We start from the raw sequence: 13375 nt of genomic DNA on the forward strand, positions 1-13375 counted from the left end.
CGATCACCCGCGCATCCCATAGCAGGCCGCGACGCGACACGAAAGTTTGTTGCGCCGTGTCTGGACGCCGCCGGCTAAATGCTGTTCAAACCGGACCGAAATGACTGCCATTCCCGAGACCGAGACCTTGCCGGAAACGGCCACCAATGCACGGCGCGTGGCGCTAATCGTTGCCATCGCCTTCTTCATGCAACTGCTGGATTCGACGATCATCTCGACCTCGCTGCCGCAGATGGGCCAGTCTTTCGACGTGCCGGCGGTGGCGATGAGCATCGGCATCACCGTCTACATGCTGACCATGGCGGTGTTCGTGCCGCTGTCGGGCTGGCTCGCCGACCGTTTCGGCGCGCGCAACATTTTCCTCTTGGCCATCGCGCTGTTCACGCTGGCCTCGCTCGCCTGCGGTTTCTCGCAAAATCTGACCGAATTCGTTGCCGCACGTGCCGTGCAGGGGCTGGGTAGCGCGCTGATGACGCCGGTGGGCCGCATTCTCGTCCTGCGCAATGCGTCGAAATCCGAGCTGCTCAACGCCACCGCGCTGATCACCTGGCCGGCGCTGTTCGCGCCGGTGGTCGGTCCGGTGCTTGGCGGCTTCATCACCACCTATCTATCCTGGCACTGGAATTTCTTCATCAACATCCCGTTTGGGCTGATCGGGTTGGCGCTGGTCGCCCGCTTCATCCCGGGCGATCGCGAGGCGGACCCGAAGCCGCTCGACTGGCCGGGATTTTTCCTGACGTCGCTCGGGCTCGCCTGCCTGCTCTACGGTCTCGAGCGCATCGCGCATCCCGAGGATGGCGTGCTGCAGACCACGGCGCTGATCACGGCGGGTGGCGTCATCGGCTGGCTGGCGGTGCGGCATCTGCGGCGCGCTCCGCATCCGCTGCTCGACCTCTCCTCGTTCAAGGTGTTGACCTTCGCCATCTCGACGCTTGCCGCTGGCACCATCTTCCGGGTGGCGATCAACGCCACGCCGTTCCTGCTGCCGCTATTGTTCCAGCTCGGCTTCGACCTCTCGCCTGTCGATGCCGGCCTGATGATCCTGGCCTATTTCCTCGGCAATCTCGGCATGAAGACGGTGACGACGCCGACGCTGCGGCGTTTCGGTTTCCGCCCGGTGATGGTGGTCAACGGCATCATCGCCTCGGCCTCGATCATGGCTTGCGGGGTGATCTCGCCGCAGACGCCGCAGGCACTGGTGGTGGCGCTGATGCTGATCGCCGGCCTGTCGCGCTCGATGCAGTTCACCGCGCTCAACACGCTGGCCTTCGCCGATATCGACGCCGCGCAGCGAAGCTCGGCGGCGACGTTGTCCTCGATGCTGCAGCAGGTGGCGATGCTGTTCGGCGTCGCCATGGCGGCGGCGATCCTCAACCTGTCGCAGATCGCCAGGGCGCAACCGTCGCTCGACCTCGTCGATTTTCGAATCGCCTTTTTCGTGATCGGCGCCATCGGGCTGGTGGCGGCGCTGCGTTTTCTGGTGCTGCCGCCAACTGCGGGCGCCGAGGTTTCCGGCCACGCGCCGGGGAATTGAAAATCGGATTTTCTCGCCTGATGCGGAGATAAATTCCGCCTCATCCTTTCGCCTTGATGCGGCACTTTCGCGAATGGCTGCGATGGCGAAATCGATTGCCAAAAATGCAGGAGTTTCCGGGCATTGCGCCAGTTTTGGCAATCGATGCGTCCACTCGGCGAATTTCGGCGTAAGGCCGCGTTCTGAACGCGGATTCGTTTGACGAACTAGCGCAGAGCCGATTAGCTTTTGCTTTCGGGATGGCAGCGCTGCCATCGGGGCGAATGCAGACATGAATGCGATCGGCTGGCTAAATCTCAGGAGCCTGAATCAGGAAGGCATTGTCTTTGCCATCGCAGTGGTGCTGTTTGTTGCAGCTGCCATCGGCCTGCCGGGCTTCATCGACGCCAACAACCTCGTCGCCATCGTCAGGTCGGTGTCGGTGTTGGGCATATTGGCGCTAGGCATGGCGGTCGTCATCATCGGCCGCGGCATCGACCTGTCGGCAGTGGCGATCATGGCGATGTCGGTTGCCTGGTATCTGCAACTGCTCAACACCGGAACCTCGGACGGGCTGGCCTTCGCCTATGTGCTGGCCGGCGTGCTCGCCATCGGCCTGCTCAACGGCTTTCTCGTCGCCTATGCCGACGTGCCGGCGATCTTCGTGACGCTGGCGACCGGCTCCTTCGTCTTCGGCTATGTGCGCTCGCAACTGATCACGCAGGACGCCGTGCCGGTGCCGCAGGGCCATTGGGTCGAGCTGCTTGGCGGCCTGCGCTTCCTCGACATCCCGATCGAGGTGTTCGTCTTCGCCGGGCTGGCTTTCCTGTTCTTCCTGTTCCTGCGCTACACCAAATGGGGCCGCTACATCTATTTCGCCGGCGACAATCCGGTCGCCGCGCGCAACATCGGTATTCCGGTGCGGCCGATGCTGGTGCTGCGCTACGTGCTCTCCGCTTTCGTCGCGCTGATCGCCGGCCTGCTGACCGCGGCCAGCCTGCATTCGATCAACACCCGCGTCGTCAATTCGACGCTGCTCTACGACATCGTGCTGGTGGCGGTGATCGGCGGCATCGGCCTGTCGGGCGGCAGGGGCGGGGTGCGCAATGTGCTGGTGGGGGCGGCGCTGATCGGCATCCTGCTCAACGCCATGACCATCATCGACATTCCGCTGCTCTACCAGAACCTGATCAAGGCGGCGATCCTGCTTGGGGCCATCATCGTCGACGGCATCATCAATCCGCGCGACGAACAGACCGCACAACAAGGCGACATTTAGAGCAGATGGGCTAGCCCATCTTGCTCGGGGTACCCGGCGCGATCGCGACGATCGGCCGGCAATGAAAACCGAACCAGAGGACGTGACATGAGACTGATCAAGACACTTATGGCCGCCGCAACGGCGCTCGCCGTTACCGCCTTCGTGGCGCCGACCTTCGCCGCCGACGATCCGGGTCCGGCGGCCTACGCACAGGCGCTCAAGGGCAAGCGCGTCATGCTGGTGCCGCTGGCGATGGGCTTCGATCTGGCACAAGGCTGGGCGCACTATCTGAAGAAGGAGGTCGAGGCCTGGGGCGGCACGTTCGAGACGCGCGATCCAAACTGGGTGGTCGATGCCGGCGCGCAGGCGATCACCGACGCCATCTCGTCGGACACCAGGCCCGACGTGTTGATCATCCACGCCCCGGACCTCAACTCCTATTCCAAGCTGATGAAGAAGGCGCAGGCCGCCGGCACCTATGTGCTTCTGGTCGACAACCCCGCCAACTTCCCGGCCGACGCCTTCGTCGGCAGCGATTGGGACCGGCTGGGCCAGCTCGAGGCCGAAGCGGCGATCAAGGGCTGCGGCGAAAACTCGTCGAAGAAAATCGGCCTGGTGCAGGGCGACCAGGCGAACTCTTCCAGCCTCTACCAGTATGCCGGCATCATGAAGGTGCTGGACAAGCATCCCGACTTCAAGGTGGTGGCCAAGCCCGACTCCAACTGGGACGCGACGACCTCGCGCAACGTGACGACGACGATGCTGCAGCAGAACCCGGACATCTGCTCGATCATCGATTTCTGGGATGGTGACGCCACCGGCGCATCCGCCGCGATCCGCGACGCCAAGCTCGACGGCAAGGTGTTCCTGGTCACCACCGGCGGTGGCGAAAAAGCCGCGGATTGCGACAAGCTCGCCGACGGCACCTATGGCGCCGTGGTGATGACCGAGCTTGCCCGCCAGTCGGGCGACATGAACGCCATCATCAAGTTCCTGCTGCAGAGCGGCCAGCCGGCCGGCACCTCGCACACCTACATCTACACGCTGGAGAAGGCGACGACCAAGGCCGACCTCAAGCCCGACAGCTGCTGGGATCTGAAGGCGCTGCAGGCCGAAGCGGCGGCGAAATAAGCCACGCCGTCGAACAGACTCCATGAGGTGGCCGGATCAGTTCGGCCACCTCTTTCTCTTGAGCAGCGGCAGCCAATGTCCTTTCGCGAACGCCTCCAATCCTGGCGCTACAATCTCGTGCCCGACCATCTGATCGGCGAGATCCTGACCAAACGCTGGACCGACAACGCCATTCCCTTCCTGGCGCTGGTGGTGACATTGGCGACCTTCGGCTCGATCATTCCGGGCTTCTTCAAGCTGAATGCGCTGCAGGAATCGACCCGCCAGCTTGGCGAGTTCTCCATGGTCGTCACCGGCATGACGGTGGTGATGCTGGGCGGCGGCATCGATCTGTCGGTCGGCTCGATCTTCGCGCTGTCCTGTTTCTCCGCCGTCTATGTCTTCTTCATCCTCGAACAGTCGATCTGGTTGGCAATGGCCGCCTCACTCGCCACCGGCCTGATCTTCGGCGGCATCAACGGCTACCTCGTCGGCTACCTCAGGCTGCGCGCCTTTCTCACCACGCTGGTCACCTTCATCTTCGGCCGGGCACTATTCGACATCTTCGTCACCACCTATGCCGCCGACGTGCAGCTTTCGACCGCCACCTCGGATGTGCTCGACTTCATCGGCGACAGCACCTTTTGGGGGCTCTCTGTCTCGGTCTGGCTGGCCATTGTCCTGGCCATCGTCACCCATATCGCGCTGATGCGGTCGCGGCCCGGCTGGCATGTGCTGGCGGTCGGCGGTTCCCGGCGCTCGGCGCACAATGCCGGTATCCGCGTGCGCCGCACCGTGTTCATGACCTATGTCTTCTCCGGCTTCTGCGCCTCGATCGGCGGCTTTCTCATCGCCTGCCGGCTGAGCGGGGCAGGGCCGGGCACCGGCCTCAACCTCGAAATCATGGCGCTGACGGCGGCGGTGGTCGGCGGCGTCAGTCTGGGCGGCGGGCGCGGCTCGGTGATCAAGGGACTGATGGGCGCCATCATCGTCTTGACCATGACCAACGGGCTGATCCGACTGGGCTACGGCACCGGCACCAACCAGATGGTGCTCGGCATCATGCTGGCGGTGGCGGTGACCATCGACATCCGCTGGCTGAAGAACCGCCACAAGGTGCTGAACGAAGTCTATGTCGCGCCGGTCTACCTCAAAATGGGCGAGACGCAGTCGGCGGTGCCGGGCTCCGGCACGCCTTACGAACTCGACAACCGGCTGTCGGCGGCCGACCATATCGGGCTTGGCGAACTGGAGGGGCCGGAGGATGTCATCCTCGACCGCGACGACCATCTCTATTGCGGCACCCGCCATGGCGAGATCGTCCGCTTCTTCGCGCCGGACTATGTCAGGTCGGAAGTGTTCGCCCATATTGGCGGCTTCCCGCTGGGCCTGGCCTTCGACAAGTCAGGCAATCTGATCAGCTGCGTTGGCGCCATGGGGCTCTATTCCGTCTCGCCGCAGCGGGAAGTAAAACGCCTGTCGGCCGAGACCGCGCGCTCCTGGACCTCGATCGTCGACGATGCGCGGCTGCGCGATCCCAACGATTGCGACATCGCTCCCGACGGGCGCATTTATTTCACCGACTCGACCAAGCGCTACGACGCCCATGATTGGGCGCTGGACTCGATCGAGAACCGCGCCACCGGGCGGCTGCTGGTCTACGACCCCAGGGACGGGTCGACGAAGACCCTGCTCGACGGCTACCGCTACACAAACGGCGTGTGCATGGCGCATGACGGCAAATCGCTGTTCTTCGCCGAAAGCTGGGCCTGCCGCGTGCATCGCTACTGGCTGGAAGGGCCGAAGGCCGGCACCGCCGAATGCGTCATCCGCGACATGCCGGGCTATCCCGACAACATCAACCGCGCTTCCGACGGCAATTACTGGATGGCGTGGCTCGGCATGCGCACGCCGAGCTTCGACCTGTCGCTGCGCCATCCCGACATGCGCAAGCGCATGACGCGCCGGCTGCCGCAGGACGAGTGGCTGTTTCCCAACATCAACACCGGCGGCGTGGTGAAATTCAACCAGAAGGGCGGCATCGTCGAGGCGCTGGGCGACCTTTCCGGCGCCGCGCATCCGATGGTTACCTCGATGCGCGAACACAAGGGCTACCTCTTCGTCGGCGGCATCCTCAACAACCGCGTCGGCCGCTACAGGATTTCAGGCGCCGATCCGAACTGGACCAGCCCGGCTTCCTATTGGGGAGCAAAGCCATGATCCTTGATCCGATCCTGGACATGTTTCGCGGCAAGGCGGTCACCATCCCACCGCTGGATGGCGCTTTCCGGCCCAACACGCGGCTGGACGATGCATCGTCGTTTGCCGAGCTGAGCGAGCCTGACAATCTACTGGCCTGCGGTGATCGGCTGCTCGCCTCCAGCGGCAACGCAGTCTATTCGCTTGCCGCCGGAGCCGAGCCCAAGGTGATCGAGACCTTTCCGTCGCCCATCACGGCGCTGGCCGGGTCGCCATCGGGCGAACTCACGGTGGCACTGGAAAGCGGCAAGCTGCTGGTATCAGGCAAGGAGCTTTCGCTGCCGGCTGATCTCAGCTGCATCACAGCACTTGCCTATGCCGAAGACGGCACGCTGTGGCTGGCCAATGGTTCGGCCGAACATGCGCCCTCGCAATGGGCGGCCGATCTGATGAAGAAGGGTGCGTCCGGTTCGCTTTGGAAACGCGACGCGACGGGCCGCGAATTCCGCAAGGTGGCCGGCGATCTCGCCTTTCCCCATGGGCTCCACCTAATCGGCAGTGACGTGCTGGTCAGCGAAAGCTGGCGCCATCAGCTCATCCGCTTCGACGGCGCTGCGGGCAGCCGTTCAACCGTGCTGACGCATCTGCCCGGCTATCCCGCGCGGCTTTCTCCGGCCGGCGATGGCGGCGCCTGGCTGGCGCTGTTTGCACCACGCAACCGGCTGATCGAATTCGTTCTGCAGGAAACGCACTACCGGCAGGATATGATCGACCAGGTGCCGCCGGCCTACTGGATCGCGCCGGCGCTGGCCTCCAACCGCAGCTTCCTCGAGCCGCTGCAGTGCGGCAGCATCCGCACCATGGGCATCCACAAGCCGTGGTCGCCGAGCCGCTCCTACGGCCTGGTGGTCAGGCTCGACGCAGAGATGCAGCCGCAATTCAGCCTGCACAGCCGCGCCAACGGCACACGCCACGGCATCTGCAGCGTGACGGAAAAGGCCGGCCGGCTGTTCATCGCCTCCAAGGGCGGCGACCGCGTTCTGGCTGTCGACCTCGCTTCGGGAGGTTTTTGATGGAACCGATCGTCCGTCTGGAGAACGTCACCAAGAACTATCGCGGCGTGTCCGCGGTCAAGAATGTCAGCTTCGACTTGCGCAAGGGCGAGATCCACGCGCTGCTCGGCGAGAACGGCGCCGGCAAATCGACGCTGACCAAGATCATCGCAGGGGTGGTCGACGCCACCTCCGGCAAGATGTTCCACAAGGGCAGCGAGATCGCCTATGCGTCGCCGCACGCGGCTCTCGAGGCCGGCATCGCCATGGTGTTCCAGGAAACCAGCCTGGTGCCGTCGATGACGGTGGCGCAAAACCTCTATCTCGGCACTGAGAAATTCCTCAACCGGCTGCGCGGAACGTATATTTCAGCACAGCAGTTCCTGCAGTCCCTGAATTTCCCCGTCGATCCCAACGCCATGGTGGCGACGCTGGGCGCGGCCAAGCGGCAGATGGTCGAGATCGCGCGCGCTGTCCACCACAATGCCGAGATCATCATTTTCGACGAGCCGACGGCGACGCTGACGCCGGAGGAAAAACGCCACTTCTTTGCGCTGATCCGTCGGCTCAAGGCGAGTGGCGTCTCCATCGTCTTCATCAGCCACGCGCTGGAAGAGGCGCTTGCCATTGCCGATCGCATCACCGTTTTGCGCGACGGCGAACTGGTCATCACCGACGACACGTCGGCCTTCGACCGCGACAAGATCGTCGCGGCCATGGTCGGGCGCACATTGTCGGGGCAGATCTACCGTCAGCGCGACGAGGCCAGACTGCGCAAGGCCGGCAAGAAGGTGCTGTCGGTGCAGGACATTTCGATGAGCAATGTCGTGCGCAACAATTCCTTCTCGATCTTCGAAGGCCAGATCACCGGCGTGTTCGGGCTGATCGGTTCCGGCCGCACCGAGACCTTCAAGATCGTGTCGGGCATCTACAAGCGCGATTTTCTGCGCGGCGGCGCAATCGAGCTCGACGATCGGCCTGTGCGCTATCTCGTGCCGAGCGAGGCGGTGGCCGACGGCATCGTCTACGTCACCGAGGACCGCAAGAGCGAAGGCATCTTCGAGACGATGGGCATTGCCGAGAACCTGTTCGGCGGGCTGCTCGCCGCAGGCCGCGAAAAGGCCTGGGTGATCAACCAGCAGGAGATGCGGCAGCTTTCCGCCGAATGGACGAAGACGCTCAACATCAAGGCGATCAACGACAATGCCCGCGTCGTCGAACTGTCCGGCGGCAACCAGCAGAAGGTGGTGATCGGCAAGGGGCTGGTGCAGCAGCCGCGCATCGTCATCTTCGACGAGCCGACGCGTGGCGTCGATGTCGGCGCCATCGCCGAGATCCATCAGATCATCAATCGGCTGGCCGATGAGGGATTGGCCGTCGTCGTCATCTCGTCCTACCTGCCGGAGATCATGAACCTGTCGGACCGGATTCTGGTGTGCCGACAGGGCCGCATCGTCGAAGAGTTTTCGCCGGCGGAGGCGACGGAGGAGAAGATCATGTACGCGGCGGTGCATTAGGATGCTGGCTGGTGGGCACTTTGACAATTGGCCGAATCGTCCGTCCCTTCGTCATCCACGGGCAAAGCAAGGAGCGAAGCGACGCGGCGCAGACCCGAGGATCCATGCCGGGACTCCTGAGCGTTGCAGCGATTCAGAATTCTGCTCCGCTGCACACTCCGATAGACGTCACGGAATGGATCCTAGGGTCTGCGCGACGGAGCTTCGCTCCTGCTTCGCCCTAGGATGACGAAGCTAGGGGCGCCGACCTGCAAAAACTGAATCATCCAAGACGATTGCCTGCAATTGCTCATGACATGATTCAATTCACACGAAAGGAAACGCCATGGCCACCACAAGACTCCTCAGCGATGCCGAGGTCGAAAAAATCCCGGCGGTGAAGGCCGTGTTCGACGATATCCGGGCGACGCGCAAATCGGATTTCGTCAACAATTTCTGGCGCGGGCTGGCCAATGATCCGGCGTCGCTGAAGCGGGTGTGGGAACAGCTGAAGGCGGTGATGGTGGCGGACAGCGCCATCGATCCGCTGACCAAGGAAATGATCTACATCGCGGTGTCGACCGCCAATGGCTGCTCCTACTGCGTCCACTCGCATACGGCGGCGGCCCGGGCCAAGGGCATGACCGACGCACAGCATGGCGAACTGATCTCGATCATCGGACTGGCGGGCCAGACCAACCATCTGGTGACGGCGATGCAGATCCCTGTCGATCCGCAATTCGAGGTGAAGTGAGCTTTTCGCGCGCCGTCACAAGATTGTGAGCGCGGCCAATGTGTCGCGCACCGGCGGTAAGCGGCTGAAATCTTTTCGGTTTCCGCGTTGCGGCGCGTGCCTCCAGCGCTCTTCGACGACCGTTGCCTGCAATTGCGCGGTTTATCCCGGCCGCTGTTAAGGAAGTGACATGGAACGGCACTAAGGAAGCCCCATGCGATGCCGCTTGCCTGGGGCGCGGCTCGTATGGTGGAGCCGGCATGAAAATCGTTCAGATTACAGACACCCATTTCAGTCCGACCAAGCCGCATTTCAACGGCAATTGGGCACCGCTCGCCGCCTGGATCGAGCAGAGCGGCGCCGACCTTGTCATCCACACCGGCGACCTCAGTGTCGACGGTGCCGACAAGGATGACGATATCGCCTTCTGCATGGATCTGATGCGGGAAATCTCCGCGCCGATGTTGCTGGTGCCCGGCAATCACGATGTCGGCCACCTGCCGGGTTCGTTGCAGCCGGTCAATGCCGGGCGCCTTGAGCGCTGGCGCCGGCTGGTTGGGCACGACTACTGGATGGAGGATGCAGGGAGATGGCGCCTCATCGGCCTCGACAGCCTGCTGATGGGCTTCGACGATGCGGAGGACGAGGCGCAGTTCGACTGGCTGCGCACCGTGCTGGAAAGCCGTGGCGGCCGGAGCATCGCCCTCTTCGCCCACAAGCCGCTGTTCGTCGATGCGCCCGGCGAGGGCGACACCGGCTACTGGAGTGTCAGGCCGGCGCAGCGCCAGCGCCTCTACGATCTGATCGCCGCGCACGATGTCGCGCTGTTCGCAAGCGGCCACCTGCACCGGGCATGGCAAGGCCACTACGAAAACACGTCGCTTGTATGGGGGCCGCCGGCCGCCTTCGTGGTCGGTGACATGGAGCGCGACATGCCGGGCGAACGGCTGCTTGGCGCCGTCATCCATCAACTCGGGCATCAATTCGGCGACACCGTCGCCAGCGAGATTGTCGCCATACCCGGCATGACGGCTTACGTCCTCGATGACGTGGTGGCCGAGGTCTATCCGCACGAGGCGCACAAGGTTCGAAAGCGGGTGGCGTCATGAGCGCGCTATCGCTTTGCGGGCTGAAAAAATCCTTTGGTGGCAACGCCATTCTGAATGGCGTTAGCCTCGATGTCGAAGCCGGCGAATTCATCGCGCTCGTCGGCCCTTCCGGATGCGGCAAGAGCACCTTGCTGCGCATCCTGGCGGGGCTCGACCATGCCGACAGCGGCGACATCTTCGTCGGCGGCAAGGACATGTCGCCGGTCGCCGCCGCCGACCGCAACATCGCCATGGTGTTCCAGTCCTACGCGCTCTACCCGCATCTGACGGCGGGGCAGAACATCGCCGTGCCGCTCGCCATGAAGCGGCTGAGCCGGTCGCAGCGCCTGCCGCTGGTCGGCCCTCTGCTGCCCGGCCAAAAGGATATTCGCACCGGCATCGCACGCGATGTCCGCGAGATGGCGGGTTTGCTCAAGATCGACCATCTGCTCGACCGCAAGCCGGGGCAGATGTCGGGCGGCCAGCGCCAGCGTGTGGCGCTGGCGCGTGCCATGGTGCGCCATCCCAGCATCTTCCTGATGGACGAGCCGCTCTCCAACCTCGATGCCAATCTGCGCGTCCATGCCCGCGGCGAGATCGTCGAACTGCACCGCCGCGCCGGCGTGCCGACGCTCTATGTGACGCACGACCAGGCCGAGGCGCTTTCGATGGCCGACCGGGTGGCGGTGATGATCGGCGGCAATCTGCTGCAGCTCGCCGCGCCGGAAATGATCTACAACGATCCCGCCCATATCGAAGTCGCGCGTTTCGTCGGCCAGCCGCGGATCAACATCATCCCGGCGTTCGCCGAAAACGGCCGTGTCGGTTTCGAAGGCATCCGGCTGGCTCTGCTGGAGAAGGTGGCGAACGGCCCGGTCAGCCTCGGCATCCGGCCGGAATTCGTCAAACTGTCTCCCAGCGGCCGGAGCGGTCTTGCCGGGATGATCGAACGGCTCGAGTTCCTCGGCTCGGAAGTCATTGCCCATTGCCGGCTCGAGACCTCCGGCGACGCCGTCGTCGCCAAGCTGGCACCGCATGAGGCGAAGGACCTGATCGGAGGAATGAAGGTGGGTCTCGTCCTGGCCCCTGAGCAGGCGATGGTCTTCGGGCCGGAAGGAAAGCGGCTGCGCGTCGCGGCAGGTGCGCGGCAGGAGCCGGCCTATGTCTAGCGTCGCGCTGGCGGGCAATGTCGCGAGCGCCGCGGCGCTGCGTGCGCGCAGCGAAGACCGGACCGCCTGGCTGCTGGCGGCGCCGGCCATCGTGCTGTTGCTGCTGTTCGTGCTGTTGCCGGTGGCGGCCGTCATTTTCCTCGGCTTCACCGATTTCGAGCTCGGCTACGGCAAGTTTCGCTTCGTCGGCTTCGAGAATTACGCGCATCTCCTGAACGACCGCACCTTCCGCCGGTCGCTGTGGAACACCTCGGTCTATACGGCCATCGTCGCGCCGGTGTCGATCGTGCTTGGCCTGGGGGTTGCCCTGCTGATCGAAGGCGAGGGGCGGGCGCGCGGTTTCTTCCGCACCGTCTATTTCTTGCCGGTCGCCTCGCTGATTGTCGCCATGGCGACCGTCTGGCAATACATCTTCCATCCGACGATCGGGCCGCTCAACGCGCTGCTTTCGCTTGCCGGCATTCCCGGCCCGAACTGGCTCGGCGCGTCGAACACCGTGCTCTACAGCCTGTCGATCATCGGCATCTGGCAGTCGGTCGGCTTCAACATGGTGCTGTTCCTGGCAGGCCTGACGGCGATCCCGCGTGAGCTCTATGCCGCAGCCCATGTCGACGGCGCGAAATCGGCGCTCGACCGGTTTTTCCTGGTCACCTGGCCGATGCTCGGGCCAACGACGCTGTTCGTCGTCACCATCAGCATCACCAATGCGGTGAAGGTCTTCGAAACGGTGAAGATGCTGACCGACGGCGGGCCCAACAAGGCCTCCGAAGTGCTGCTTTTCACCATTTACCAGGAGGGCTTCGTCTATCTGCGCGTCGGCTACGCCTCGGCGATGACGGTCGTCTTCCTGGCGATTCTGGTCGTGTTGATGCTTGTGCAATATCGCGTGCTCGACCGGCGGGTGCATTACACATGAACAGCATCCCGGCCGGCCGCATCATCCGCTTCGCGCTGCTTTCGCTCGGCGCGCTGATGATCCTTGCGCCCTATATCTTCATGATCTCGACCGCGGGCAAAACGCAGAGCGACATCTTCACCTCGTCGCTGGCGCTCATCCCGCAGCATTTCTACTTCGCCGAGAATTTCGCCAAGGCGTTTGCCAAGGTGCCGATGGCGACGCTGCTGTGGAACGGTGTCATCGTGTGCGGCCTGATCTTCTTCTTCCAGGTCGTGGTGGCGATCCCTTGCGCCTATGCGATGGCCAAGCTGAAGTTCCGCGCCGCGCGGCTGATGATGGTGCTGGTCATGCTCGGCCTGCTGGTGCCGATCCATGCGACGGCGCTGCCGCTCTATGTCGCCTTCGACAGGATGTCGCTCTTGAACAGCTACACCTCGCTGGTCGCGCCCTTCACCATTTCGGTGTTCGCGATCTTCATGTTCCTGCAGTTCTTCCGCGCCATGCCCGACGACCTGCTGCACGCGGCGCGGCTCGACGGCATGTCCGAACTCGGCATCGTCGCGCGCGTCATCGTGCCCAATGCCTGGCCGGCGGTCACCGCCTTCGCGATCTTTTCCGTCGTTGCGCACTGGAATGATCTCTATTGGCCGCTGATCGTCGTCAGCAAGCAGGCTTACGCCACGCCGCCGCTCGGCCTGATGTATTTCCGCGCCGCCGAGGCCGGCGACGACTACGGCGCGCTGATGGCCGCCACGCTGATCATCACCCTTCCTCTCGTCGCCGCCTTCCTGCTCGCGCAGAAACGCTTCGTCGAGGGCATCACCATGACCGGTCTCAAAGGCTGATCGGACCAACA

Annotated in this window: 11 protein-coding genes; all 11 read left to right on the forward strand. The window is 63.7% G+C overall.

Translation table 11 applies throughout. The annotated features are described in order from the left end of the window. Positions 1-100 precede the first annotated feature (100 nt). The 11 genes from CK227_RS18120 (at position 101) to CK227_RS18170 (ending at position 13364) form a co-directional block, all read left to right on the forward strand. The gene (locus CK227_RS18120) at positions 101-1534 is read left to right on the forward strand and encodes a DHA2 family efflux MFS transporter permease subunit (RefSeq protein ID WP_095773831.1); all 1434 of its coding nucleotides are present in this window, start codon (positions 101-103) and stop codon (positions 1532-1534) included. Between the two features lie 271 nt (positions 1535-1805). Continuing rightward, positions 1806-2792 carry an ABC transporter permease gene (locus CK227_RS18125; protein WP_095773832.1) on the forward strand — a complete coding sequence of 329 codons (987 nt, stop codon included), beginning with the start codon at positions 1806-1808 and terminating at the stop codon, positions 2790-2792. Between the two features lie 87 nt (positions 2793-2879). Further along, a complete protein-coding gene (locus CK227_RS18130) occupies positions 2880-3905 on the forward strand; it encodes a sugar ABC transporter substrate-binding protein (protein ID WP_095773833.1) in 1026 nt (341 codons plus the stop codon). Between the two features lie 75 nt (positions 3906-3980). Beyond that, the gene (locus tag CK227_RS18135; RefSeq protein ID WP_095773834.1) at positions 3981-6104 is read left to right on the forward strand and encodes an SMP-30/gluconolactonase/LRE family protein; all 2124 of its coding nucleotides are present in this window, start codon (positions 3981-3983) and stop codon (positions 6102-6104) included. Continuing rightward, positions 6101-7156 (forward strand): hypothetical protein, encoded by a 1056-nt coding sequence (locus CK227_RS18140; protein WP_095773835.1) that lies wholly within the window; start codon positions 6101-6103, stop codon positions 7154-7156. The genes CK227_RS18135 and CK227_RS18140 overlap by 4 nt, the downstream gene beginning before the upstream one ends. Next, on the forward strand, positions 7156-8652 hold the full coding sequence (locus tag CK227_RS18145) for a sugar ABC transporter ATP-binding protein (RefSeq protein WP_095773836.1): 1497 nt from the start codon (positions 7156-7158) through the stop codon (positions 8650-8652). The genes CK227_RS18140 and CK227_RS18145 overlap by 1 nt, the downstream gene beginning before the upstream one ends. Positions 8653-8977: 325 nt before the next feature. Continuing rightward, the gene (locus tag CK227_RS18150) at positions 8978-9385 is read left to right on the forward strand and encodes a carboxymuconolactone decarboxylase family protein (RefSeq protein WP_095773837.1); all 408 of its coding nucleotides are present in this window, start codon (positions 8978-8980) and stop codon (positions 9383-9385) included. Between the two features lie 239 nt (positions 9386-9624). Beyond that, positions 9625-10473 carry a metallophosphoesterase gene (locus tag CK227_RS18155; RefSeq protein ID WP_095773838.1) on the forward strand — a complete coding sequence of 283 codons (849 nt, stop codon included), beginning with the start codon at positions 9625-9627 and terminating at the stop codon, positions 10471-10473. Next, positions 10470-11621 carry an ABC transporter ATP-binding protein gene (locus CK227_RS18160; RefSeq protein ID WP_095773839.1) on the forward strand — a complete coding sequence of 384 codons (1152 nt, stop codon included), beginning with the start codon at positions 10470-10472 and terminating at the stop codon, positions 11619-11621. Before CK227_RS18155 ends, CK227_RS18160 begins: the two co-directional genes overlap by 4 nt. Continuing rightward, positions 11614-12537: a sugar ABC transporter permease gene (locus CK227_RS18165; RefSeq protein WP_095773840.1), complete on the forward strand. Its 924-nt coding sequence runs from the start codon at positions 11614-11616 to the stop codon at positions 12535-12537. Before CK227_RS18160 ends, CK227_RS18165 begins: the two co-directional genes overlap by 8 nt. Beyond that, positions 12534-13364, forward strand: coding sequence for a carbohydrate ABC transporter permease (locus tag CK227_RS18170; RefSeq protein ID WP_095773841.1), 831 nt, complete (start codon positions 12534-12536; stop codon positions 13362-13364). Before CK227_RS18165 ends, CK227_RS18170 begins: the two co-directional genes overlap by 4 nt. The last annotated feature ends 11 nt before the right edge of the window (positions 13365-13375 follow it).

This window comes from Mesorhizobium sp. WSM4308 (assembly GCF_002294905.1).
Classification (GTDB): domain Bacteria; phylum Pseudomonadota; class Alphaproteobacteria; order Rhizobiales; family Rhizobiaceae; genus Mesorhizobium.